20 protein-coding genes are annotated in these 24,806 nt (G+C 67.8%); 14 read left to right on the forward strand and 6 right to left on the reverse strand.

The genetic code is table 11. The features are described from left to right. The first annotated feature begins 22 nt into the window (after positions 1–22). From hemB to ACFCV3_RS15655, 3 genes are read left to right on the forward strand one after another with little or no spacing between them, the layout of a single operon-like run. Entirely contained in the window at positions 23–988 is a 966-nt protein-coding gene (gene hemB / locus ACFCV3_RS15645) for a porphobilinogen synthase (protein WP_376030640.1), read from the forward strand. Positions 989–1,047: 59 nt separating this feature from the next. Next, positions 1,048–1,188: a hypothetical protein gene (locus tag ACFCV3_RS15650; protein ID WP_376030642.1), complete on the forward strand. Its 141-nt coding sequence runs from the start codon at positions 1,048–1,050 to the stop codon at positions 1,186–1,188. Continuing rightward, on the forward strand, positions 1,185–1,994 hold the full coding sequence (locus tag ACFCV3_RS15655) for a hypothetical protein (protein ID WP_376030644.1): 810 nt from the start codon (positions 1,185–1,187) through the stop codon (positions 1,992–1,994). The genes ACFCV3_RS15650 and ACFCV3_RS15655 overlap by 4 nt, the downstream gene beginning before the upstream one ends. Before the next feature lie 58 nt (positions 1,995–2,052). Here ACFCV3_RS15655 and ACFCV3_RS15660 read toward each other — a convergent pair whose 3' ends face one another. Continuing rightward, positions 2,053–2,577, reverse strand: coding sequence for a dihydrofolate reductase family protein (locus tag ACFCV3_RS15660; protein WP_376030646.1), 525 nt, complete (start codon positions 2,575–2,577; stop codon positions 2,053–2,055). Between the two features lie 123 nt (positions 2,578–2,700). On the opposite strand from ACFCV3_RS15660, the gene ACFCV3_RS15665 reads away from it, so the two are divergent. From ACFCV3_RS15665 to ACFCV3_RS15685, 5 genes are all read left to right on the forward strand, one after another. Next, on the forward strand, positions 2,701–3,576 hold the full coding sequence (locus ACFCV3_RS15665; RefSeq protein WP_376030647.1) for a carbohydrate ABC transporter permease: 876 nt from the start codon (positions 2,701–2,703) through the stop codon (positions 3,574–3,576). After that, positions 3,566–4,402 (forward strand): carbohydrate ABC transporter permease, encoded by an 837-nt coding sequence (locus ACFCV3_RS15670; protein ID WP_376030649.1) that lies wholly within the window; start codon positions 3,566–3,568, stop codon positions 4,400–4,402. The genes ACFCV3_RS15665 and ACFCV3_RS15670 overlap by 11 nt, the downstream gene beginning before the upstream one ends. 10 nt (positions 4,403–4,412) lie before the next feature. Continuing rightward, a complete protein-coding gene (locus ACFCV3_RS15675; RefSeq protein WP_376030651.1) occupies positions 4,413–5,705 on the forward strand; it encodes an ABC transporter substrate-binding protein in 1,293 nt (430 codons plus the stop codon). Positions 5,706–5,722: 17 nt separating this feature from the next. Continuing rightward, positions 5,723–6,784 carry a Gfo/Idh/MocA family protein gene (locus ACFCV3_RS15680; RefSeq protein ID WP_376030652.1) on the forward strand — a complete coding sequence of 354 codons (1,062 nt, stop codon included), beginning with the start codon at positions 5,723–5,725 and terminating at the stop codon, positions 6,782–6,784. A 250-nt stretch (positions 6,785–7,034) separates the two neighbouring features. Next, complete coding sequence (locus tag ACFCV3_RS15685; protein WP_376030654.1) at positions 7,035–8,450, forward strand: hypothetical protein; 1,416 nt, start codon at positions 7,035–7,037, stop codon at positions 8,448–8,450. A 142-nt stretch (positions 8,451–8,592) separates the two neighbouring features. On the opposite strand, the gene ACFCV3_RS15690 is transcribed toward ACFCV3_RS15685, so the two are convergent. After that, positions 8,593–9,180: a TetR/AcrR family transcriptional regulator gene (locus tag ACFCV3_RS15690; protein WP_376030655.1), complete on the reverse strand. Its 588-nt coding sequence runs from the start codon at positions 9,178–9,180 to the stop codon at positions 8,593–8,595. A 105-nt stretch (positions 9,181–9,285) separates the two neighbouring features. Here ACFCV3_RS15690 and ACFCV3_RS15695 point away from each other — a divergent pair, with 105 nt between their 5' ends. After that, on the forward strand, positions 9,286–10,068 hold the full coding sequence (locus ACFCV3_RS15695; protein ID WP_376030657.1) for an SDR family NAD(P)-dependent oxidoreductase: 783 nt from the start codon (positions 9,286–9,288) through the stop codon (positions 10,066–10,068). Between the two features lies 1 nt (position 10,069). On the opposite strand, the gene ACFCV3_RS15700 is transcribed toward ACFCV3_RS15695, so the two are convergent. Further along, positions 10,070–11,281 carry an aldose epimerase family protein gene (locus ACFCV3_RS15700; protein ID WP_376030659.1) on the reverse strand — a complete coding sequence of 404 codons (1,212 nt, stop codon included), beginning with the start codon at positions 11,279–11,281 and terminating at the stop codon, positions 10,070–10,072. A 222-nt stretch (positions 11,282–11,503) separates the two neighbouring features. Between ACFCV3_RS15700 and ACFCV3_RS15705 the strand changes: the two genes are divergently transcribed. After that, positions 11,504–12,103: a cysteine hydrolase family protein gene (locus ACFCV3_RS15705; protein WP_376030661.1), complete on the forward strand. Its 600-nt coding sequence runs from the start codon at positions 11,504–11,506 to the stop codon at positions 12,101–12,103. Positions 12,104–12,107: 4 nt separating this feature from the next. Next, positions 12,108–13,070, forward strand: a complete 963-nt coding sequence (locus ACFCV3_RS15710; protein WP_376030663.1) for a GlxA family transcriptional regulator — start codon at positions 12,108–12,110, stop codon at positions 13,068–13,070. A 65-nt stretch (positions 13,071–13,135) separates the two neighbouring features. Here ACFCV3_RS15710 and ACFCV3_RS15715 read toward each other — a convergent pair whose 3' ends face one another. Beyond that, entirely contained in the window at positions 13,136–16,255 is a 3,120-nt protein-coding gene (locus tag ACFCV3_RS15715) for a glycoside hydrolase family 3 N-terminal domain-containing protein (protein ID WP_376030665.1), read from the reverse strand. A 293-nt stretch (positions 16,256–16,548) separates the two neighbouring features. Between ACFCV3_RS15715 and ACFCV3_RS15720 the strand changes: the two genes are divergently transcribed. From ACFCV3_RS15720 to ACFCV3_RS15730, 3 genes are read left to right on the forward strand one after another with little or no spacing between them, the layout of a single operon-like run. Further along, the gene (locus ACFCV3_RS15720; protein ID WP_376030667.1) at positions 16,549–19,287 is read left to right on the forward strand and encodes a DUF4082 domain-containing protein; all 2,739 of its coding nucleotides are present in this window, start codon (positions 16,549–16,551) and stop codon (positions 19,285–19,287) included. Positions 19,288–19,293: 6 nt separating this feature from the next. Then, a complete protein-coding gene (locus tag ACFCV3_RS15725) occupies positions 19,294–22,077 on the forward strand; it encodes a DUF4082 domain-containing protein (RefSeq protein WP_376030669.1) in 2,784 nt (927 codons plus the stop codon). Then, positions 22,074–23,225 carry a mandelate racemase/muconate lactonizing enzyme family protein gene (locus ACFCV3_RS15730; protein WP_376030671.1) on the forward strand — a complete coding sequence of 384 codons (1,152 nt, stop codon included), beginning with the start codon at positions 22,074–22,076 and terminating at the stop codon, positions 23,223–23,225. The genes ACFCV3_RS15725 and ACFCV3_RS15730 overlap by 4 nt, the downstream gene beginning before the upstream one ends. Positions 23,226–23,241: 16 nt before the next feature. On the opposite strand, the gene ACFCV3_RS15735 is transcribed toward ACFCV3_RS15730, so the two are convergent. Both ACFCV3_RS15735 and ACFCV3_RS15740 read right to left on the reverse strand, forming a co-directional pair. Next, positions 23,242–23,964, reverse strand: a complete 723-nt coding sequence (locus ACFCV3_RS15735; protein WP_376030673.1) for a PIG-L deacetylase family protein — start codon at positions 23,962–23,964, stop codon at positions 23,242–23,244. Between the two features lie 2 nt (positions 23,965–23,966). After that, on the reverse strand, positions 23,967–24,788 hold the full coding sequence (locus ACFCV3_RS15740) for an SDR family NAD(P)-dependent oxidoreductase (protein ID WP_376030674.1): 822 nt from the start codon (positions 24,786–24,788) through the stop codon (positions 23,967–23,969). Positions 24,789–24,806 lie beyond the last annotated feature (18 nt).

Below are 24,806 nucleotides of genomic sequence, written 5' to 3' on the forward strand. Positions count from 1 at the left end.
TACTGTGCCTGGATTCCCGGATGTGAGGCCCCGCCGGCTGCGGTCGTCGGCGGCGATGCGCAGGCTGGTCGCGGAGACCACGATCGAGCCGCGGCAGCTGATCCTGCCGATGTTCATCCGGGAAGGGGCCCGCGAGCCGCTCGCGATCAGCTCCATGCCGGGCGTCTACCAGCACACCCGGGACACCGCGCGGAAGGCGGTCGCCGAGGCGGCGCAGCTGGGGCTCGGTGGCGTGATGCTGTTCGGTGTACCGGAGGAGAAGGACGAGGTCGGCTCGGGTGCGCTCGATCCGGACGGCATCCTGAACGTCGCGATCCGGGACGCGGTCAGTGAAGCCGGCGACTCGTTGCTGGTGATGTCGGACCTGTGCCTGGACGAGTTCACCTCGCACGGGCACTGCGGCGTACTGGATGCCGAGGGCCGGGTCGACAACGACGCGACGCTGAAGATCTATGCGGAGATGGGTGTCGCACAGGCCTCGGCCGGTGCGCACATCGTGGGTCCGTCCGGGATGATGGACGGCCAGGTCGGCGTCGTACGGCGTGGTCTGGATGCGGCCGGGTTCCAGGACACGGTGATCCTGGCCTACGCGGTGAAGTACGCGTCGAGCTTCTTCGGGCCGTTCCGCGAGGCCGTGAACTCGTCGCTGCAGGGCGACCGGAAGACCTACCAGCAGGACGGTGCGAACGCGCGCGACGCGATCCGCGAGGTCGATCTGGACATCGCCGAGGGTGCGGACATCGTGATGGTGAAGCCCGCGCTGCCGTACCTGGACATCATCCGGCAGGTTCGCGACCACGTGAACGTGCCGGTGGCGGCGTACAACATCTCCGGTGAGTACGCGATGGTCGAGGCGGCCGCGGCGAACGGATGGATCGACCGGGAGCGGGCGATTCTCGAGACGCTGACGTCGATCCGGCGCGCGGGGGCCGACCAGATCCTCACCTACTGGGCCGCGGAGGCTGTGGACCTCCTCGGGCGTCGCTGATCCCAGGCTCGCGTTAGTCTCGGGGCGACGTCCTTTGTTGCTCCGAGAGAGGTGTTCGCGTGTCCACCACGGACCCGGCCGACCAGCCGAACGAGGCCCTGCAGGCTGCCCGCGACCAGTTGCAGGCTGCCCGGTCTGAGCTCCAAGGTGCCGAAGCGGCTCTCCGCGCGGCCCTGGACGAGACCGAGGACGACAAGTGAGTACGCCGGCCCAGGAGCAGGTGCGTGCCCAGGAACGGGCCGCCTGGCTGGCAGAGACCGCGTTCAACGCACTGTCTGCCGCCCGGGTGTCGCTCGGACGCGCGGCTGATGTCACCCGTGAGGTCGACAACTACCTCCGGCGCAGCGAGGAAGAGATCTTCGAGCTGCCCGTACAGGCCAACCGCGTCCAGACCGCCGACGAGCCCCGCCCCTTCCAGCGGAACGCGCAGGAGCTCGCCGACCAGGCCGACCAGCGAATCCGCTACGCCCGCCAGGGCATCACCGAGGTCCGCGACCGCGTGGCCGACGGCGGTCGCGCCCTGAAGGCCGGGCGCGACGCCCTCACCGAGCTGTCCGAGCTGCCGGTCCAGCACGACACCGCCGCGATGGACCGCCTCTCGCACCAGCTCAACACCCTCGATGCTGCCGTCGGCAACTTCACCGAAAGCATCGACAACGCCGACCGCCGCCTGATCGCCACTCGCGAAGCACTCGACCCGCTGGTCAATTCCAGCAGCCACGTCGACAACCGCCAGGCCGCGGCCGCCCTCATCACCAACGCGGCCCAGTCCGCCGACACCCAGCTCATGCAGACCCGCGCCGGCCTCAACACCCTCAACGAAGCCTTCGAGGACACCCGCGGCGACTCCACCCAGGCCACCGCCGAATCCGCCGAACTGGCCCGAACCTTCCACGCCGCCGCCAACCCCACCCCCCGCACCGCCCAGCACCACCAGCAAGCCGCCACGGAAGACGCCCACAAACCCAAACAGTCCGAAATAGCCTCCCGCCTCCGCGACCTCTAACTACCCCACCTGACGGGGTTCGTGGGGACGCGACTCGGCCGGAGTTCGCCGACGCCGGCTACCGGAGGACGGTGTAGTCGGACTGGACGAAGCCTGCCTTCAGGGTCCGGGTGGCGTTGTGGACCAGGGTGACGTCGTTGTCCAGGGCACCGAACAGGGGTAGGCCGGATCCGATCAGGACCGGTGCGGTGGTGATGGTCAGCTCGTTGAGCAGGCCGGCTCGCAGGAAGGTCTGGATGACGGCACCGCCGTCGGCGTAGATCCGCTGGGCGCCGCGATCCGCGAGGGTCTCGACCAGGCCGTCCAGGGTGCGGTGCACGATGACCCGCTCGTCGACGTCGGGATCGAGCGTCGTACTGAGTACTTCGACGTGTTTGCCCTCGTAGGGCCAGAAGCCGAACGTGAGCACCTTCTCGAAGGTCTTGCGGCCCATCACGACGGTGTCGATCGAGGCCATGAACTCGTCGTATCCGGTGTCACCTGCCTGCTCTCCGCGTTCGGTGAGCCAGTCGATCGAACCGTCCGGCCGTGCGATGTACCCGTCGAGGCTGGTGGCGATGAAGACCGCCGCATGAAAAGTCACGAGAACAGTTTTGCAGGTGTCCGGAAGCGGCCAAGTCGAATCGCTTCGACCCCTTGTCCCGGTACCGCTTTCCCGGCATGCTGTCCGGCGACAGGGCAAGCGCTTTCCATAGGAGGAGGATCGATGTCGCGACGGGACAACCTGGCCGCCTACCTGTTCCTGTCGCCGTGGCTGCTCGGGCTCTTCCTGATCACCATCGGTCCGATGATCGCGTCGCTCTACCTGGCCTTCACCGACTACAACCTGATCCAGGCACCGCAGTGGATCGGGTTCCAGAACTTCACCCGGATGCTCTCCGACGAGCGGCTGCACAACTCGTTGCGGGTGACGTTCACCTATGTGTTCGTCTCGGTCCCGCTGCAACTCGCGATCGCCCTGCTGCTGGCCGTGGTCCTGGATCGCGGCGTCCGCGGGATGGCCTTCTACCGCTCGGTCTTCTACCTGCCGTCGCTGCTCGGCTCGAGTGTCGCGATCGCGATCCTGTGGCGGCAGGTGTTCGGCACCGAGGGCCTGCTCAACCAGGTGCTCGCGCTGGTCGGGATCGAAGGCAAGGGCTGGATCTCCGACCCCAGTACGGCGCTCGGCACGCTCGTGGTGCTGAACGTCTGGACGTTCGGTTCGCCGATGGTGATCTTCCTGGCCGGCCTGCGGCAGATCCCGACCATGTACTACGAGGCGGCGGCGGTCGACGGGGCTTCGACGCTCCGGAGGTTCTTCGGGATCACGATGCCGCTGCTCACGCCGATCATCTTCTTCAACCTGGTGCTGCAGATCATCCACGCGTTCCAGTCGTTCACCCAGGCGTTCGTGGTCTCGGGCGGCAGCGGCGGACCGTCGGACTCGACGATGTTCTTCACGCTCTACCTCTACGACCGCGGCTTCGGGAACTTCGACATGGGCTACGCCTCGGCGATGGCCTGGTTCCTGCTGGTGGTCATCGCGATCTTCACCGGGGTCAACTTCCTCGTCTCCAAGTACTGGGTGTTCTATGAGAATTGATCTCCGCCCGCGGACGGTGCTGATCCACCTGGCACTGATCGCCACCGCCCTCGTGATGCTGTACCCGCTGATCTGGATGGTCGTGAGTTCACTGCGTCCGGGCAACGAGATCTTCCGCGAGCCCGGCCTGCTGGTGAAGGACCTGCGGATCGAGAACTACCGGGCCGGCTGGAACGCGCTGACCGAGCCGTTCACCCGCTACCTGCTGAACTCCGCGGTCGTCGTCCTCGGCTCGATCCTCGGCAACCTGGTCTCGTGCTCGATGGCGGCGTACGCCTTCGCCCGGCTGGAGTTCGCCGGGAAGAAGATGTGGTTCGCGATCATGCTGCTCAGCATCATGCTGCCGATCCACGTGGTGATCGTGCCGCAGTACATCCTGTTCTCGCACGCGGGCTGGATCAACACGTTCCTGCCGCTGATCGTGCCGAAGTTGCTGGCCACCGACGCGTTCTTCGTCTTCCTGATGGTGCAGTTCATCCGCGGGATCCCGCGGGAGCTCGACGAGGCGGCCACGATCGACGGCTGCGGCCGGGCCGGGATCTTCCTGCGGGTGATCCTGCCGCTGATGGTGCCCGCCCTGGCGACCACGACGATCTTCACGTTCATCTGGACCTGGAACGACTTCTTCGGCCAGCTGATCTACCTGACCGACCCGCACATGTACACCGTGCCGGTCGCCCTGCGCTCGTTCGTCGACGCGACCTCGAGCTCGTCCTGGGGCTCGATGTTCGCGATGTCGGTCGTCTCGCTGGTCCCCGTCTTCCTCGCGTTCCTGCTCGGCCAGCGCTTCCTGGTCAAGGGCATCGCCACCACCGGTATCAAGTAAGGAGCCTGCCATGACACGTCTCAAGGCACTGGCCGCCGTCGCGATCGTCTCCACCCTGCTCGTCGCGAGCGCCTGTGGTGGAGACTCGGGCGGGCCGGCCGCGAAGGATGGCGAGGTGACGCTGCGCTTCTCCTGGTGGGGCAGCGACGCCCGCACCAAGCTCACCCAGTCGGCGATCGACGCGTTCCAGAAGGAACACCCGAACATCAAGATCAAGGGCGAGTACGGCGAATGGGCCGGCTACTGGGACAAGCTCGCCACCACCGTCGCCGCGAACGATGCCCCCGACGTCATCCAGATGGACGAGAAGTACCTGCGCGAGTACGCCGATCGCGGCGCGCTGCTGGATCTGAAGAAGGCCGGTGACCTGAAGACCGACAAGTTCCAGCCGGACACCCTGGGGGCCGGTGAGTTCGACGGTGGACTGTACGGACTGAACGCCGGGATCAACTCGTTCGCCGTCCTCGCGAACCCGGCCCTGTTCAAGGCTGCCGGCGTCGCCCTGCCGAACGACACGACCTGGACCTGGGACGACTACAACCGGATCGCTGCCGAGCTGACCACCAAGCTCAACGGCAAGGGCTGGGGCACCGGTGTCATCGGGGCCAACGAGGCCGGACTGAACCTGTGGGCCCGCCAGAACGGTGAGTCGCTGTGGACGCCCGACGGCAATGTCGGGGTCTCGGCCGGGCAGACCGCCAAGTTCTTCGAGTACGTGCTCAAACTGCGGGACAGCAAGGCGATCCCGTCCGCGGAGACGATCACCCAGGACATGACCGCATCCCTCGACCAGACCTCGCTGGCCACCGGCAAGGTGGCGATGAGCTTCGGCTGGAGCAACCAGCTGAACGCCTTCAGCAAGGCGTCGGGCCAGGAGCTGAAGCTGCTCCGGATCCCGAGCGCGACCGGGCAGGCCGCGAAGAACGGTTCGTATTACAAGGGGTCGATGTTCTGGTCGGTCTCCTCGCGGTCTAAGCATCGTGAGGCGGCGGCACAGTTCGTCAACTTCCTGGCCAACAACCCGGCGGCGGGCAGCATCCTGCTGGCCGAGCGCGGCGTACCGCCGAACACCGAGATCCGCGCCGCCGTCACCTCGAAGCTGCAGCCGGCCGACGCGGCCTCGGCGAAGTTCATCGAGGACATCGGCAAGGAGCTCGGCGAGCCCTCGCCGGCGCCGCCGGTCGGAGGTGGTCAGGTGGAGAAGATCATCCAGCGCTACACCACCGAGGTGCTGTTCGGACGGCTCGCGCCGGACAAGGCAGCGCAGCAGTTCCTCGACGAGGTGAACGGAGAGCTCAAATAAAGAACACACGGATCGCCGTGGCCGGGGTGCACGGCCACGGCGCGACCCACGTCCGCGATGCCCGCTTGTACGGCGATCTGGTGGCGATCGCCGATCCGCGGCCGCCGGAAGACATCGACGTACCGGTGTATCCGTCGCTCGGAGAGTTGCTGGCGGCAACCGAAGTCGATGTCGTGGTGATCAGTACGCCGATCCAGACGCACGTCCCACTGGCCGAGCTGGCCATGCGGGCCGGCGCCGACGTCCTGCTGGAGAAGCCGCCGACGGCGTCGATGGCCGAGTTCGATCACTTGTCCCGGGTGATCGAGGAGACCGGTCGCGCGTGCCAGGTGGGCTTCCAGGCGCAGGCGTCGGCCGCGACTCTGCAGCTCGCGCAGTTGCTGGCCGGTGGTGTGCTCGGCGAGATCCGCGGCATCAGTGCCACCGGCAAGTGGTTGCGGAAGGCCGGCTACTTCGACCGCGCGCCCTGGGCCGGCCGGCGGACGCTGAACGGCGTCGCCGTGGTCGACGGCGCGGTCACCAATCCCTTGGCGCACTCGACTGCGGCCGCTCTGCTGCTCGACGGTTCGACCGGTGTGGACGACATCCGTTCGGTGGAGACCGACCTGTTCCGGGCCAACGACATCGAATCCGACGACACCTCCACGGTCCGCATCACCACCACCCGCGGTACGTCGATCTTGATCGCGGTGACCCTGTGCGCGGCCGACCAGGCCGACCCCGCGGTGATCGTGCACGGCTCGGAAGGTCGCGCCGTACTGAACTACACCACGGACACCCTCGAACTACCTGACGGCAGGCAAACCCTTGGGCGGGGCAACCTGTTGCAGAATCTGATCGCGCATCGCGCCGACGCCGCCGTACCGCTGTATTGCTCGTTCGCCGCGACCGGTGGTTTCACTCGCGTGGTCGAAGCCATCCGGTTGGCGGACGAGCCGGCGGTCATCCCGGATGCCTGCGTGCGCTGGGAAGGCGAAGGGGCCGAGCGGCACCCGATCGTCCGCGATGTCGAGAAGTGGATCGACCGCGCGTCCGACGAGCTGGCGTTGTTCCGCGAACTCGGTGCGCCCTGGGTCTGAGTACTGCGGACCGTTTGTCCGTACACCGGCAGATCACGACAGCGGAGGTTTTCCTCCGCACCGTTCCGTGACTTTGTCGAGTTTGCCTTTCGGACGTGTAAAGGCGAGGGTATTGGGCAGGTTCGAGACGTTTCCGGATTCGCCTCCCCTATCGGGGCCGGGAACCGGTAGCCTCGTGCCGCCGTACCAGTCAGCCCCGCCGTCCGCGACGGAACTGCCGGAGTGCCCAAACCGGTCAGGAGACCACGTCTTGCAGGAGAACACCAGCAACACCAGTACTGGCGAACTGGCGAACGTACCCCTCACCGGGGCGGACAAGGTCGCCTACGCTTTCTACGCCACGGCGGCCGCGGCCGCCCTCGTCGGACAGGTGTGGGCGGGTGTCACGCACATCCCGTGGCCCGACGCCGGCTTCTCGACGTTCCTCAAGATCGTCCTCGTCACTCCGGCGGTGGCGGTCCTCGAGCTCGGTGGTGTCGCCACCGCCGCGCTGGCCGACCTGCGGCGCCGCAAGGGTGAGACGGCCTACGCCTACCGGGCGATGTCGTTGTTCGCGGCCGTGATCGCGGTCGTCTTCAACGTGGTCGGGCACTGGCGGCCGGAGGAGCGCTTCCTGGCCTTCGGCTTCGGCGGCCTGTCGGCGTTCGCCTATGTGCTGTGGCTGATCCACAGCTCGGCCCGTCGCCGCGACGCACTGCGTTCCGCCGGGCAGATGATGACGACGTCTCCGGTGTACGGCGTGGTCCAGTGGGCGCGTGAGCCCAAGGTGACGTGGCAGGCGCGGTCGCTGGCGATCGAGCACGGGTACAGCCTCTACGAGAGTCTGCACGCGGCCCGGCACCAGATCCGGAACAAGACCCGCCGCGATGCGATCGCGAGCACGGTCGCGGAGTACATCCGCTCCGAGCACCAGGACGAGCGGCTGGCGAAGATCGCCGAGACGACGTACGACCCGGACCGGCTGGCCGGCATGCTCGAGGACCGGATCAACTACGAGGTCATCACCAACAAACTGACCAAGGCGATCTCGCCGCCGCCGGAGCCGGAGGAGACTCCCGACCCTGACCTGCGGGCAGCTGTCTGGGTGGTCGAGGGTGAGGCACCGCGGGCGCGGCAGCTCCGGGCCTCGGACACCGGCGTCTCGCTGCGCGACGAAGGCGCTTGGGGCGAGGCGATGACCGGTGAGCTGATGGCGGTGGACTACCTGCCGTACGACCGCAACACCGACGAGTCGGTCGCCGAAGCGGTCGTGGTCGAGGACGAGCAGAAGCACGTCGTACAGAACGGCGCCAAGGTCAACGGCAAGCTCAAGCCGACCGCCCCGAAGGAGAAGGTCGAGCCGGTCGTGCAGAAGCCGGCCGCCCCGTCCCCCTTCGCCGGGCCCACCGACACCGAGCCGCCGGCCCTGATCACCACGGCCCCTGAGAAGAAGGCCGCCGAGAAGAAGGCCGCCTCCGACTCTCCCAAGGGCGACGACGAGCCGGAGCCGACCGCCCTCGAGAAGCTGCGTTCACGCGCCTGGGCCCTGCTGGCCGACTGGCCCGAGGACCGCGAGCGCACGGCCCAGGCCCTGTCCGCCGCCATCGCCTCCAGCGAGCCGATGGCCGCCCGCTTCATCCAGCAGTACGACGTCGAGCACGGCCTGGCCACCACCTCGCCGAACTGATTCGTCATCAGAGCCCGCGCCAGTCCTTGGCGCGGGCTCTCAGCTTTCCCAGACCGGCACCGAAGGCAACCCGAGTCGCACCCGCGCCGCATCCGTGAGCCGTCGCTTCAGCTCGCCGTACTCGCGTACTGCGGATGGCGTCTCAGAGGGTGGTGCCTGGGGTGCCGACGCCGTGGAGGAGGGTTTCTATGACCTGGGTGGCGACGAGATTGGTGTCGAGTTCTTGGTCGGGGTGCTGGGCTGCTTCTTGGCAGACCTCGTGGAGGAGGGCGTAGTAGACGCGGCGGGCCCAGAGTGGGGTGATGCCGGGGCGGAGGATGCCGGCTTCGGCGAGGCGGGCGAAGAGGTGGTCGCAGCGCTCGAGGACGCCGGCCTGGATCCGGTCGGCTTCGTTGCCTGGGGCAAGTGATGCGTTCATCGCGAAACCCCAGGAGAGCTTGACGGCCAGCACGTTGGCGGTCGCCTGGTAGAGGGCGATCAGTGGGGGTGTGGAGTCCGGGCGGGCCGCGTCGACGGCGTCGGACAGTTGCTGAGCGGCCCAGGTGGCGAGGGCGGTGATCAGCGCCTCGCGGGTGGCGAACCGGCGGTGCACGGTGGTCCGGGCGACGCCGGCCGCGGCGGCGATCTCCTCCATCGTGGCGTTCGGTTTGCGGTCCAGGGTGCGCTCGGCCGCCTCCAGGATCGTCAGCACGGTACGGGCACTGTCCGCGCGCAGCCTGGTCTCGGTCATGCCCTCCAGACTACCCGGAAGATGCGTCTCAGACACTACTTGCAACATTCATGATGCAAGTAGTACCTTGAAGAGGTCAACGGAGACGCAACTAGGGAGAAGCTCATGGATCTGCAGCTGAAGGACAAGACAGCGCTCGTCACCGGTGCCAGTCGCGGAATCGGCCTGGCCGTGGTCGAGCAGCTCACCGCCGAGGGGGTTCGGGTGGCCGCGGTCGCACGGACCAGTACGCCGGAACTGCGCGCGACCGGGGCATTCGTCGTACAGGCTGATCTTGGTACGGCGGGTGGGCCCGAGCATGCGGTTGCCGCGGCGCTCGCGGAGTTCGGCGAGCTCGACCTGCTCATCAACAACGTCGGCGGTGGTGAGGGTGAGGTCGGGGCCGGCTTCCTCGACTTCGACGACGCCACCTGGGCCACGGTCTTCGAGCTGAACTACTTCGCCACCGTCCGGGTGACGCGGGCAGCCCTGCCGAGTTTGGTGCGACAGCACGGCTCGATCGTCAACCTGTCGTCGGTCGGCGCGCGGATCCCGTCCGGCGGCCCGGTGCCTTACACAACCGCCAAGGCGGCGCTCACGGCCCTGGGGAAGGCGCTGGCCGAGGAGTTCGGTCCTCAGGGCGTCCGCGTCAACACGGTCTCGCCGGCTGCGGTGCGGACGGCGCTCTGGACCTCACCCGAGGGGTACGGCGGCCAGCTCGCCAAGCAGCTCGGTATCCCGCAGGAGCACTTGCTCGCGGCGCTTCCGCAGCAGACCGGGATGCTCACCGGCCGGCTGATTGAGCCGGCTGAAGTGGCCGCGCTCGTGGTGCAGCTGTGCTCGCCGCTGACTGCGAGCATTACCGGCGCCGACTACCTCATCGACGCCGGTAGCTCAAAGACAGCCTGAGTTACTTGGTGCCGAAGCTGTAGACGGTCGTCGACTTGTAGGTCTGGCCGGGGCGCAGGACCGTCGACGGGAAGTTCGGCTGGTTGGGGGAGTCGGGGAAGTGCTGGGTCTCGAAGGCGAACGCGTCGCCCTGGCGGTAGGCCTTGTTGCCGATCCCGCGGAAGGTGCCGTCGAGGAAGTTGCCGCTGTAGAACTGGGCGCCGGGCTCGGTGGTGTGCACGGTCACCGTGCGGCCCTCCGCCGGCTCCCAGAAGCGGGCCGCGAACCGCATCCCGTCCGCGTCGGCCTTGCCGCCGAGGACGAAGTTGTGGTCGTATCCACGGCCCACGACGAGCTGCGGGTGGTCGCCGCGTAGCCGCGCGCCGATCGCGGTCGGCTTGGTGAAGTCGAACGGCGTCCCGGCGACCGGCGCGATCTCGCCGGTCGGGATCAGGCCGGCGTCGACCGGCGTGTACTTCGGTGCGTTCAGCTGCAGCACGTGGCCGTCGATCGAGCCGCTGCCCTCGCCGGCCAGGTTGAAGTAGACGTGGTTGGTCAGGTTCACGATGGTCGGCTTGCCCTTGACCGTCGCGTGGTAGTCGATCCGCAGGTTGTCGTCACGGTCGAGGGTGTACGTGACGGTCGTGGTGAGCTCACCAGGGAAGCCCATCTCGCCGTCCGGGCTGACGTAGCTGAACGCAACGCCCACCGCCTTGGACGTCTGGACGGTCTTGGCCGACCAGACCCGCTTGTCGAAACCCGTCGTACCGCCGTGCAGTGCGTTCTCGCCGTTGTTGACCGGGATCTGGTACGACGCCCCGTCGATCGAGAACTTGCCCTTCGCGATCCGGTTGCCGAAGCGGCCGATGGTGGAGCCGAAGTACGGGCTGAGGGTGGCGTAGTCGGGCAGGTTGTCGAAGCCGAGGCTGATGTTCTCCACCCGGCCGCGCCGGTCCGGCGTCTCGACCCGCTGGATGGTGGCACCCCAGGTCAGCATCGAGATGGTGACTCGCCCGTTGCTGAAGGTGTAGACGTCCACCTTCTTCCCGTCCGGCGTGGTCCCGAACGGGTCTTTGCGGATCTCCAGCTTGCCGTGGTGTGCGCCCATGGGAGCAAACCTATCCGGCGCACCGGTGGCCTCTGCAGTGCTGGTCAGGGCTCCGGCGGTGGCAGCGCCCAGGCCCAGGGCGCCGGCCGTCCGGAGTACCTGACGGCGAGGCAGGTGATCAGGCATCGCATTCCCCTCACTGAGTCGAGAACGGCGGCGGGAGCGTTTCCACGTCGCCTCGGCGCACTGTAAGCACTCCGGTCCAGTGTTTGGAACAGTTCGGAAGGGTGTGAATTCGTCCGACCTCTCCAACGATGGCAAACTCTCTGTAGCCGGCTGACCGGATCGGTCCGGTGTCCGCCGCGATCAGGCCTACTCGACGAGGCGACGGTCCGTGACGATGGAGCCATGAGCCGAACCGCACTTCTCGTCGTCGACGTCCAGGAATCGTTCCGGGTCCGCCCGAGCTGGCAGGTCGTCAACCACCCCGACATCGCTGACCGCGTCAACCGACTGGTGGCCGCGGCCCGTGCGGTCGGCGACCTGGTCGTCTGGGTCCTGCACACCGAACCAGGCACCGGTACGACGTTCGATCCGGCGAGCGGACATGTCCGCCTGATCGAAGGTCTGGAACCGGCCGAGGGTGAGCCGGTGATCACCAAGACCGCCCACAACGCCTTCACCACCACGAATCTGCAGCAGATCCTCACCCAGCACGGTGTCACCGAGATCGTGGTCAGCGGCATCCGCACCGAGCAGTGCTGCGAGACCACCACTCGCGTCGCCTCGGACCTCGGGTACGACGTCGTGTTCGTCACCGAGGCTTGTGCGACGATGCCGCTACCGCACTGGACGCTGCCCGCGGATGCGACCGTCGAGGAGATCCTCGCCGATCCCCGAACCCTGTCCGCCGAGGCCGTCACCGAACGTACCGAGTACGCCCTCGCGGGACGGTTCGCCACCATCCGGACGCTGGACGACCTGACCGCCGTACCCGTGTCATCCTGACCGAATGGGGAGTATCCGGGTCGTCTTCGTGCTGGTGCCGAAGCTGCACTTGCTCGACCTGGCTGGGCCTGCGCAGGTCTTCTCGACCGCCGAGACCCTCGGCTACGGCTATGAGCTGACATATGTGGCCGAAGCCGAGGAGGTCATGACGGCACAAGGCGTGCCGCTGAAGACCCAGCCGGAGTGGCCGGAGCTCGGTCCGGACGACCTCATCGTCGTACCGGGCTGGCGCTCGCCGCGCCTCCTCCCGGTGCCGCCGATCGGCGCTGCGTTCCAGCAACGCCTTCGGGATCACCATGCGGCCGGGGGATCAGTGGCGAGCGTCTGCTCCGGCGCTGATGCGCTCGGCGCGGCCGGTCTGCTCGATGGCCGTCGCTACACGACCCATCACGACCTGACCGACATGATGGCCGCTCGCTACCCGCGGGCGACCATCGTCCGCGACGTCCTGTACGTCGTCGACGACCGCGTCATCACCTCCGCCGGGATCGCCAGCGGCATCGACCTCGCCCTGCACCTCGTCGCAGGCGCACGCGGCGCCGAGGCAGCCGCCCGGGTCGCGCGCGAGATGGTCGTCTACGCCCGCCGCAACGGCGACGAACTGCAAGAGAGCGCAATGCTCCGGCACCGCGGCCACCTGAGCGATCTCGCCCATCGCATCCAGGACGTCATCGACGCCCGGTACGCCGAACGCCTGCTACTCGCGGATCTCGCCGGCCAGGTCGGTGTCAGCGAACGCACCCTGACCCGCATGTTCACCACAGCAACCGGCCTCACCCCACTCCGCTACCAGCAACTCCTCCGCCTGGAACGAGCCGAACACCTCATCGGCCACGGCAGCACCATCGAAGCCGCCGCCCGAGCAGTCGGCTTCGAAGACGCCCGCATGCTCCGCCGCCTCCGCTCCCGCACCCCATCTAACGTCCGAAGATCCGGAGGCGGGCCCTGCGACTTCTTCGGACGTTAGCTCGGGGTGCGCGCAACGTCCGAAGATCCGGAGGCGGGCCCTGCGGATTCTTCGGACGTTGTGAATCACTTCGTTCGGTAGGCGGTGGTGAGTTTGGCGACGGCGGTGGCGAGGTGGCCGGTGAGTGCCGAGTGTTCGGCGTCTGCGGTCAGCTTGGAGGTGGGCTCGGTCAGGTTTTGGCCGATCTTGGTTTGGGTCATCCAGCGGGCTGCGGCGACTACTGCGTCACCCTCGGCGAAGGTGTCTACCTTGGTGCGGTCCAGGTACTTGGCGGACTGCTCGAGTGCGGCCAAGGCGATAGTTGCCTGGGGCCCTGACCAGTCCTTGACGCCGAGGGCGATCGAAGCTGCTACGCCGGCTGCCAGTGCGTACGGGTCGTGCTTGCGGAGCAAGGTGTTTCGGGCGTCGGTGAGCTTCTGGCGAGCTGCTGCTTGCGTGGTCAGGCCCCAGCCGTACGGGTACTGCGGGTCGTACGACGCGTCGCCGACGTTCAGCGGCTGCTGGGCTTCGGTGCGCGGCCAGCTCACCGGCAGCCGGCCGCTGAACGGCTTCTTGCCGAACAGTACGTCGGCCACGCCCGCACCCTCGGTCCCCGGCAACCATGACGCGACCAGCGCGTTGATCTTGCCGAGCTGGTCGGAGACGACCTGCGGCCGGCCGGACACGGTCAGCACGACACACTTCATCGCGCCGCAGACCTTGTCCACAGTGGCCTTGTCGGCATCCGACAGCAACTGGTCGTGACCGTTGCCGACGTCGCCGACACCTTCGGCGTACGGGCGTTCGCCGACCACGACCACGCCGACGTCATGACCGGTCAGAGGCGCCGAGGCATCCGCGCTGAACGTTGCCGACGGCACCACTTCCTTGATCCCGGCGAGGATCGTCGTACCAGTGGTCGTCGCGCCGGACTTGCCCTGCCAGGTGATGCTCCAGCCGCCGAGCTGGTTGCCCAGGTCATCGGCGTTGCTACCGGCCACGTAGACCTTCGAGGTCGGTGCCAGTGGCAACAAGTTGCCCTCGTTCTTCAGCAGCACCTGGGACTTCGCCGTCGCCTCCCGCCCGACCGCGCGGTGTGCGGCCGAGCCGACCGTGCCGAGCTGTGCCGGGTCGGAGTACGGCTTCTCGAACAGGCCGAGCTTGAACTTCTCACCAAGGATCCGGCGCACCGCGTCGTCGACCCGGCTCAGCGGAACCCGCCCGGCACCGACCTCGGCAGTCAGCCCCTGCGTGAACTCCTGGTACCGCGCCGGCACCATGATCATGTCCAGACCGGCGTTGATCGAGGTCCGGATGTCGCTCGCGTAGTCGCCGGGCAGCTGGTCGATCGCCGCCCAGTCGCTGATCACGAAGCCCTTGAACCCCATCCGGTCCTTCAGGACGCCGTTGATCAGTTCGTCGTTGCCGTGCATCTTCACCGGCGGCGCACCGTCGATCGAGACACTCGAGAACGACGGCATCACCGTGCCGACGCCGAGGTCGACCGCCTTCTTGAACGGTGCCAGGTGCAACCGCTCCAGCTCTTCACGCGTGACCTGGGTGATGCCCTGGTCGATCTTGTAACCACCGGTCGTCGACGACCCGTACGTCGTACCTCCGTCGCCGGCGTAGTGCTTCGCCGACGCCAGGACGCGGTCCTTGTTCTTCAGCTGGCTGCCGTCGGCCTTGCCCTGCATGCCGGTGAGAACGGTGGCCATCGCATCCACGAGTGCCGGGTCCTCGCCATAGCCCTCGTAGGCCCGGCCCCAGCGGTCGTCGCGGACCACGCACAGGCACGGCGCGAAGTCCCACGGGATGCCGGTCGCGCGAACCTCGGTCGCGGTCACCTCACCGGTACGGCGAGCCAGGTCCGGATCACGAGTCGCGCCGAGACCGATGTTGTGCGGCAGGATCGTCGCGCCGACCACGTTGTTGTGTCCGTGCACGGCGTCGACCCCATAGATCAGCGGAATCTGCAGCCGGGTGGCCTGCGCGCTCCGCTGGAAGGTGTCGATCATCGCGGCCCAAGAAGCCGCAGTGTTCGGCGTCGGCACCGACCCGCCACCGGAGAGCAACGAACCGAGCGCGTACGTCGCGATGTCGCCGCGGGTCTTGAGCGCGTTCCGCTCGGCCTGGGTCATCTGGCCGACCTTCTCGGCGAGCGTCATCCGGGAGAGCAGGTCGTCGACCCGCATCTTCACCGGCAGCTTCGGGTTCAGGTACGGCAGGTCGTGCGCGTCGATCACCACGACCGGCTGGGTCGCCGGCGGCTTGGCGCCGGTAACGGTCAGTTCGAGCGGGATCGTCTCGGCGACCTCCGCCGTACCGTCCTTCCGAGTCGCCACAGTCACGGTCTGGCTCGCCCCGGACGCCGTACCGGCCGGGAACGTGAGCGTGCCGGAGGCCGGTGTGTAGTCGTCGGCTCCAGCAGTCCCGCTGCCGGCGGTGTAGGCGACGGTGACCGGCTCCTCGAGCGGCGCGCTGCCAGTGGTCGTGACCGCGACCTTCACCTGGGCGCTGCCACCCTCCTTGACCGGGTAGACCTCGGCGTCCGTGCTGATGCTCGCCTTGGTCGCCGGGTCGGCCTTGCCGTAGGTCTCGACCTGGTCGATCTGGAACTGGCCGGGTGCCCCACCGGGCATGGTGAACGCGTAACCCCACATCTGGGTGAGGCCGAGGACCTGGTCGATACCACCAACCGGTTGGTAGTCACCGCGGTAGACGAAATCGCTGAACGGGATCTCGACCTGGTGCCAGCCTTGCCAGTCGTCGGTGAAGCTGGTGTTCCACAGCTCCGACGCCTCGGCGTTCGCGCCCCCGTCCTTGATCTCGAAGAAGATCCGCTTCCCGGTCCCGGGCTCGGTCTGCGCGGGGTTCTGGCCGTACCACCAGAACCGGATGCCTTTGAAGGCCGACCAGTTCCCGGGGTTCTGGTCGAAGGTGATGTCGTGGGTGAAACCGCCCCAGCCGCTGATGTTGTACGTGCCGTGCAGGACTGAGCCACCTGCCGGTGCGTCGGCGCGGGCCTGGAGCTCCATCGTCGGCGGGTCGTCGGCGTCACTGCCCCAGCCGAAGATGCCGGGGTTCGGCGGTGACGCGAACGGCTCGGCCCCCTCGAAGGCAGCCAGCGTCAGCGGCGTCGGATCGGCGGCGACGGCTGGACCGGCCACGAGCGTGCCGGCCAGCAGCGCGACCGCGGCGGCCACCGCCGTTCGCCGTCTGGATTTATGGGCAACTGGCCACCTGGGCATGGGCGACTCTCCTGACGCTCAGCGCGGGCGCGCGCCCGCGTCGCGCCCGACTCTGGGCGCTCCCGGCGCCCAAATCAAGAGGGCGGCGGTTCCGGAACTAGAGCGCTCTCATAGAACACCTTTCGACCTCCATGTAAAGGCCAGGCAGGTTTCTTGTGCTCCAGGGGACCGGCTTTTATGCTCACATATGGAGATTCATCTTCGATATTTCGAAGCTTAAGACCTTCCCCCGCCCACTGGAGCGTCCGATGCCGAACCTGCCCCGTCGTCAGTTCCTCGCGTTGTCCGGTGGTGCCGCGTTGGCGGGGCTGGTCGCCGGCCCCGCTACCCCGGCCGCGGCCCGGCCGACCGCCGTACCGCCGCCGACCATCCCCGCGCTGCAGTCGTGGACGGCAGCCAGTGGCCAGTACGTCGCTCCTGCCAATATCCGGATCATCGTTCGGGGTGCTGACGCCGCGGCGTTGCGTCCGCCCGCTGAGACGCTTGCCGCCGCGCTGGCGAAGGCTTTGAATCGGCCCGCTCAGGTCGAGGTGCAGGACACGCCGGCACCGGCCGCCGGTGACATCGTGCTCAGCCTGGCTGCCGCAGTCGTGAACGCCGAGGGGTACGAGATCAAGGTCGGTGCCGCGCTCGAGGTCAGCGGCCAGCGCGCCGGAGTCTTTCACGCAGCCCAGACCATCGTGCAGTGGCTGAAGCAGGCGACGACGGTGCCCGGGGGAGTGGCCCGGGACTGGCCGAAGTACCCGGAGCGCGGCTTCCTGGTGGCCAACGCGGCCCGGTTCTACACGACTGCTTGGTGGAAGGGCCAGCTCGACGAGATGGCCTACCTGAAGCTGAACATGCTGTGGGTGAACATCGGCTACGACACCGCGCCGCTGGCCCAGGCGAAGGAGATCGAGGCGTACGCCGCGAAGTACAACATCGGGCTGGTCCCGCTGACCGGGATGCCCGGGCACATGGACAAACTGCTCGCGAATCGGCCGGACCTGAAGCTGCCGAACTGGGGTTCGCACATGGACATCAGTAAGGACGCGGCCTACGAGTTCGGCCGGAACGACGTGCTCGCGCCGAACCTGCGGGAGTTCAGTACGCCGTACTGGCACCTCGGTGCGGACGAGTACATCACCGACTTCTCGCAGAACGCCAAGGTCCGCTACGACCTGTTCCCGCAGCTCGGTATCAAGGCCAAGGAGCGGTTCGGCGCCAACGCGCAGCCGGTGGACGTGTTCACCGGCTTCCTGAACGACATGAACGAGACCGTCCGGGCCAGTGGCAAGCAGATGCGGATCTGGAACGACGGCCTGCTCACCAGCATCACCGAGGCTCCGCTGAACAAGAACATCGTCGTCGAGCACTGGGTGAGCTGGGAGGGCCGGAAGACCTCCGAGCAGCTGCTCACCGAGGGGTACCTGGTTCACAACTCCAACGGCGACTTCCTGTACTACGACCCGGCGACGACCGAGAGCCCACGGCGAGTGCCGGATCCGAGGCGCCTCTACAACGAGTTCCACCCCGGCCGCTTCACCGACCGGACCGTCGACCGGAACCACCCCGGGCTGCGCGGCGCCAAGCTGCATCTGTGGACGATGCCGTTCAGCGAGCACGAGGAGCTGCAGTCGTACCTGCTGACCGAGCCGTTCCGCTCGCTGTCGCAGGTGCTGTGGGACTCGCCACGGCCGGCCGACACCTACGACACCGGTTTCTCGGACCTCATCCGGACGGTCGGTCGGCCGCCACTCTTCCCGATCGGCCGGTTCACCACCGCACCGTTGCCCGGAGCAACCAGTGTCTGGCCGCAGCGCAAACTGCAGGTCACCTTGTACGACGACATCGTGCCGAGCTCGGTCCAGATCCGCGAGGGTGGCAGCGAGACCGGGATCCCGGGACAGACGACGTACGACGCAGCGTCGCGGACGGCGACGTTCACCCCGGCCGCGGTGCTGCCGTACGGCAAGAAGCTGGCGATGAGTTTCGTCGCGCGGACCACCAGCGGGCAGAACATCGTCGGGGAGTGGCCATTGACGGTTGCGAAGCCGCCGAGCCTCGCCTATCCGCGGTCGCTGTTCAACGACGAGGACGGTCCGGGGGTCGAGTGGTACTCCGATCTGCGCGAGTCCGAGCTCGGGGTGCGCTTCCGGGTCGACCGGCCGGGCGTCGTACTGGGGGTGAAGTTCTACAAGGCGCCGCGGGATGTCGCTGTCCACACTGGGAGTCTGTGGTCGCCGTCCGGGCAGAAGCTGGCGACGGCAACGTTCGCAGGTGAGACGTCCGGTGGGTGGCAGGAGGTGCGGTTCGCGCAGCCGGTCCGGATCGATGCTGGGGGCAACTACACGGCCTCGTACCACTCGCCGGCCGGGTCCTTCGGGTACAACCACAACTTCTTCGACGGCCGGACCCAGGACAACGGCGTACTGCACACTCCGACCGCGGCCGGCTACTTCTCCCACGGACCGACGTGGTACCCGACCCAGAGCTGGAAGAACACGAACTACTGGGTCGACGTGATCTTCCAGCCGGACACGTACACGTTGTTCAACGTCGGCGACGCGCCGGTCTTCGGCACCACCGAAGCGACGTCACTCGAACTGGGCATGCGGTTCGGATCGTCGGTCGGCGGCAAGGTGCACGGTGTGCGGTTCTTCAAGGGCACGCACAACACCGGCACCCACGTCGGCTCGCTGTGGACCGCGTCCGGACAGAAGCTCACCAGCGCGACCTTCACCGGTGAGAGCGCCGGCGGCTGGCAGGAGGTCCGGTTCGCACAACCGGTCACCATCGAGGCCAGCGCCGACTACGTCATCTCGTACAGCTCGGGCGGCGGCTTCAGTGCCACCGACCAAGGGCTCGCGAGTGCCCGCACGAACGGCACGCTCTTCACGCGCACAAGTCAGCCGGCCGGTATCTACGCGCTGTCCGCCGGCACCTTCCCCACGCTCTCGTACCAGGCCCGCAACTACTTCGTCGACCCGGTCTTCTCCGAAGGATAGGCAACCATGACCTCGAATCTGCCCAGACGACACTTCCTGACCCTCGCCGGCGGGGCCGCCCTCGCCACGGGCATCAGCACGACGACCGCTTCCTCCGCTGCGGCCACGGATCAGGGCGCGCTCGCCGTACTGCCCGAGACGATTCCCGCCCTGCAGGAGTGGCAGGCCCGCACTGGTTCCGAGTACGTCGCACCTACCTCCGGTCCGTTCCGGATCATCCTGCGGACCGGCGACGGTGCGCAGCTGGTCAAGGCGAAGGTCATCCTGCAAGAGGATCTCCCGAAGGTGCTGGGCGGGCGGACGGTCGAGGTCGTGACGCAGGACAACCCGGCACCGGCGGCCGGCGACCTCGTGGTCACACTGGGCGCACCGCCGAACCAGAACCTCGAGGGCTACGAGATCGAGGTCGGCACGGCGCTGTGGTTGCGCGGTACGGCGGCCGGCGTGGTGCACGGCGTCCAGACCATCCTGCAGTGGCTGAAGCAGCGGACGATCCTGCCGCCCGGTCTGGTCCGCGACTGGCCGAAGTACCCGGAGCGCGGGTTCCTGGTCGCCAACTCGGCCCGCCACTACACGATGCAGTGGTGGAAGGGGCAGATCAACGAGCTGGCCTTCCTGAAGATGAACATGCTCTGGGTCTACGTCGGGTACGAGTCCACCACCTCGCTGGCCCAGCTGAAGGAGATCTCGGCGTACGCGACGAAGTACAACATCGCGCTCGTCCCGCAGGTCAACATGCCCGGTCACATGGACCGGTTGCTGGAACCCGGGATGGGCCTGCCGGGTCGCGGCGACCTCGACCTCAGCAAGGAGGAGGCCTATCCGTTCGCCCGCGGTCTGTTCGAGAAGTACCTGGACGAGTTCCCGACGCCGTGGTGGCACCTCGGCGCCGACGAGTACCTGACGGTGCTCGACGGCGATCCGGACTACACCGTCGAGTACGCGCGGTATCCGGAGCTGGGGCAGGCGGCCAAGCGGCGGTACGGCGCGGACGCGAACCCGGTGGACATCTTCACCGGTTTCCTCAACGAGATGAACGTGACGGTCCGCGCCCACAACAAGCAGCTGCGCGTCTGGAGCGACGGTCTGCTCAACAACATCCTGCGGGCGGGCGTGAACCAGAACATCATCCTCGAGCACTGGATCACCTGGCCCAACCGCCTGACGCCGACCCAGCTGCTCAACCAGGGCTACCAGGTGCACAACTCGAACGGCGAGTTCCTGTACTACGACCCGCCGAACCCGCCGGGTCTCCCGAACGGCCGCCTCCCGAATGCGGAAGCGATCTACAACCGGTTCCACCCGGGAGTCTTCCCACGCCCGCGCCCGGATGCCGACCTCGAGGTCGTCGACAAGAACCACCCTGGTCTGCGCGGCGCCAAGCTGCACCTGTGGACGCTGCCGGCGACCGAGCCCGAGGAGATCCAGTCGAACAACCTGCGCCTGCCGTTCCGGTCGCTGGCTCAGGTGCTGTGGGGCTCGCCGTTCCCCTACGCCCGGTACGCCGACGGCTTCCCCGGGATGGTCAACCGCGTCGGCCGGCCGCCGCAGTACCCGATCGGCCGGCACCAGAAGTCGCCGGCGGCCGGGCACACCTCGGTCCCGCCGGCGCGCCCGGCGCGGGTGATCTTCTTCGACGACATCGTTCCCGAGAGCGTCCAGATGGCCGAGGGCGGGATCGAGGCGGGGACGCCGGGGCGGACCACGTTCGACCCCGCGACCAACACGGCGACCTTCACACCGCTCGCGCCGTGGAGCTGGGAGAAGACCTGCGAAGTCCGTTACAGCGCCCGGGACACTCTCGGTCAGACGCTCCAGGGCAAGTGGACCTTCAAGGTGGCGAAGCAGCCGACTATCACGTACCCGCGGTCGCTGTTCAGGGACATGGACGCTCCGAAGGTCGAGTGGTCCTCCGATTCCCGCGAGACCGAGCTCGGCGTCCGGTTCCGCGTCGACCGGCCGGGCGCCGTACTGGGGGTGCGGTTCTACAAGGCGCCGGGGGACAACGTCGTACACACCGGAAGTCTGTGGTCGCCGGCCGGGGTCGAGCTGGCCACCGCGACCTTCAGCGGTGAGAGCGAGGCGGGCTGGCAGGAGGTGCGGTTCGCGCAGCCGGTGCTGATCGAGGCCGGGGGCAACTACACGGCGTCGTACCACTCACCGAACGGGACCTTCGCGTACGACCACGACTTCTACGCGGGCCGTACGCAGGACAACGGAGTCCTGCACACCCCGACCGGGGCCGGTCACTTCGCCTACGGACCGACGTCGTACCCGACCGAGACCTGGATGAACACGAACTACTGGGCCGATGTGATCTTCCAGCCGGACACCTACACGCTGTGGAACGTCGGCGATGCGCCCGTGTTCGGGGCGACGGAGTCGACGTCGCTGGAGATGGGCGTGAAGTTCACCAGTTCGACGGCGGGCAAGGTGCGCGGGGTGCGGTTCTTCAAGGGGACGCACAACACCGGGGCGCACACCGGATCGCTGTGGACAGCTGCCGGGGTGAAGGTTGCCACCGCGACCTTCACCGGTGAGTCGGCCTCCGGGTGGCAGGAGGTGCGCTTCGCACAGCCGGTCACGATCGACGCGTGGGCGCCGTATGTCGTGTCCTACAGTTCGGCGGGTGGGTTCAGCGCCACCGAGAACGGGCTGGCGGAGATGCGGCTGAATGGTTCGCTGCGCACCGACGGTCCGGGGATCTACGCGCTGAAGGCGGGCGATTTCCCGACACTCTCCTACCAGAACCGCAACTACTTCGCCGATGTGGTCTTCTCGGAAGGGTGACGACACTGACTGACGTGCGGATCACCGATGTCGAGGTGCTGATCCTCGACAACGGGATCGAGTACGGGACCCGGCTCGGCGACGACGAACGGGCCGGGCCCCGGCACACCTGCCTGATCCGGGTGGCGACCGACGCCGGCGTCGAGGGGTACGGCGATGTCGACTCGCACCCGTGGGTGGTGAAGTCGATCGTGGAGGCGGTGACCCACATTCCGGCGTTCTGCGCCGGGTTACGCGAGGCCGCCATCGGTCAGAACGTGTGGGACCGGAACGCTTTGTGGGACAGGCTGTACCAGCACTCCTGGTACCACGGCCGTCGCGGGCCGGCGTTGCATGCTCTGAGCGGGATCGACCTTGCTGTGTGGGATATCTGCGGCCGGCTGTCGGGGCAGTCGGTGGCCTCGTTGCTGGGCGGTCGGCGGCGGGACCGGGTGCTGGCTTATGCGAGCACGTTGTTGTTCCGCGAGACGCCGGACGAGATGCGCGCGGCGACGCGGTCCTATCTGGACCGTGGGTTCCGCGCGATCAAGTTCGGTTGGGGGCCGTGGGGTTCGGACCTGTCCCGCGATCGCGCGCTGCTCGCCGCCGCGCGGGCAGAGGCGGGTCCCGACGTACGGCTGATGGTGGACGGCTACCTGCAGGGCGACTTCAACGCCGTACGGCGATTTGTCAGCAGCCTGGAGGACCTGAACCCGTACTGGGTCGAGGAGCCGTTCCGGGCCGATCGACCCCGGGACCTGGCCCGGCTCGGCCGGGAGACCGGTCTCACCATCGCATCCGGTGAGCAACTCGGCGGCGACGAGTTCGACGAACTGCTGGCCGAGCCCGGCGTCAGCATCATCCAGCCGGACCTCTCCCGCTGCGGCGGCTTCACCGCTCTCCAGTCCCTGGCCGCCACGGTAGCCCGCTCAGGCCGCCACATAGTCCCGCACGCCTGGACCTCGCCCCTACTCACCGCCGGCACACTCCAAGCCGCCGCCTGGCTCCCCGACCCCGTCATGGTCGAGTACAACGTCTCCACAGCCCCCATCAGCCAAGACCTAGCCACAGGCCTATCCCTCGTCGACGGCCACGTGGTAGTCCCCGATGCCCCCGGAGTCGGCGTACAAATCAACCCCGCCGTAATCACCAAATACCGCATCGCCTAACGCTTCCCCAAACGAGTCAGAGTTGGCCGGGGAGGTCGGAGGGCCAGGGGATTCGGCGGTCGGTGAGGCAGGGGCGGAAGGACTCGGCGTGCGGGACCAGGAGGCGGCGGCCGGTGAAGCGGTCCTGCTCGGCCAGCTGGTCGGCGTAGTCCTCGCCGCCGCTGAGTTCGCGCATGACGTCCATCTGGCTGCGGTGCCGGCGGATCAGTTCGGCCTTGCGGGTGGCGTGTTCGGGGCCGAAGGCAACGAAATGGGTGGCCTCGAAACCGTGGCCGGGCCCGGGATCGACGTACCAGATCCGTGGTGCGTGGGCGAGGACGCCGGGGCTGGGGGCGAACGACGAGAGCGGCGCGAGCAGGGCGCTGTCGGTGACGAGTTTCGCGGTCAGGACGTGGTCGGGGTTGTAGTCGGTCGTCCAGTGCGTGAAGACGACCTCGGCCCCAACCTGGCGCAACGTGCGGATCAGGTCGGCCCGCAACTCGGCGTCCTCGATGACGAAACCGTCCTCGCGCGCCAGGCTGATGTACTCGGCATCGAAGTACGCCGCGACCTCCTGCATCTCCGCGGTCCGGATCTCGGCGGCCCGCTGCTGCTCCTCCGGCGGGTGGTACGGCAGCCCTTTGTCGCCGGTGGTGATGGTCACGAACGCGAACTCGTGCCCGGCGTCGCGCAGCCGCAGCAGCGTGCCCAGGCAGCGCATCTCGTCATCGGGGTGAGCGAACACGCAGACGTACTTCATGGTCAGAGTCCTCGGAGCCGAGCGAGTGAGGTGGACAAGGCGCCGTCGACGGTCAAGAACGATCCGGAGACATACCCGGCAGCCTCCGAGGCCAGGAAGCCGACCGCCGCCGCGACCTCCTCCGGCCGCCCATGCCTTTTGAACGGAAGCAGTCGCCCCGCGGCCTCGAGCGCCTCGGCGCCATGGAACACCTCCTCGCCCGGAGTCGCGATCCACCCCGGTACGACGGCGTTCACCCGGATCCCGCGGTCCGCCCACTCGTGGGCGAGCGTCCGCACGACCTGCCCGAGTGCACCGTGCGCTGCGTTGTACCCCAGGCAGTTCGCGAACGGCTGTGTCTCGTGCAGCGACCCGATCGCGACGTACGACGCTCCCGGCGCGGGCGTCAGCGCGCGGAAGAACTCGAACGCGCCCACCGGCCCGACCGTGAGGCTCCGCACCAACGACTCGCGGCTGAGCTCAACCGCAGGCGTGTGCTCTTCGTAAGCCACCGCATAAACCGCACACCCCACCGGCCCGAGCTCCGCGGCCGCGGCTCCCACCATCCGTCCGAAGTCCGGATCGGCCGCATCGCCCGCCAAAGCCACGGCCCTCGGGCACTCCGGCGCTTCGGCGTCGCCCTCCCAAGCCACCGCCCGCGGCGCCGTCGTAGAGCCGCTCGCCGGCACCTCCTGTCCCGCTCGGAGACTTCGGATCGCCTCGGCGGTGCGCTCTGCGGCGTCAAGGTCCCGGTCTACGCACAGCACCGCGTCGTACTGCTCAGCGAGCTGTCGTGCGCACGCTCCGCCGATCCCCCCTCCGGCCCCGACCACGACCGCCAGCATGCCGACCTCCATGTTTCG

The sequence above is a fragment of the Kribbella sp. NPDC056345 genome (assembly GCF_042262745.1).
Lineage (GTDB): Bacteria > Actinomycetota > Actinomycetes > Propionibacteriales > Kribbellaceae > Kribbella.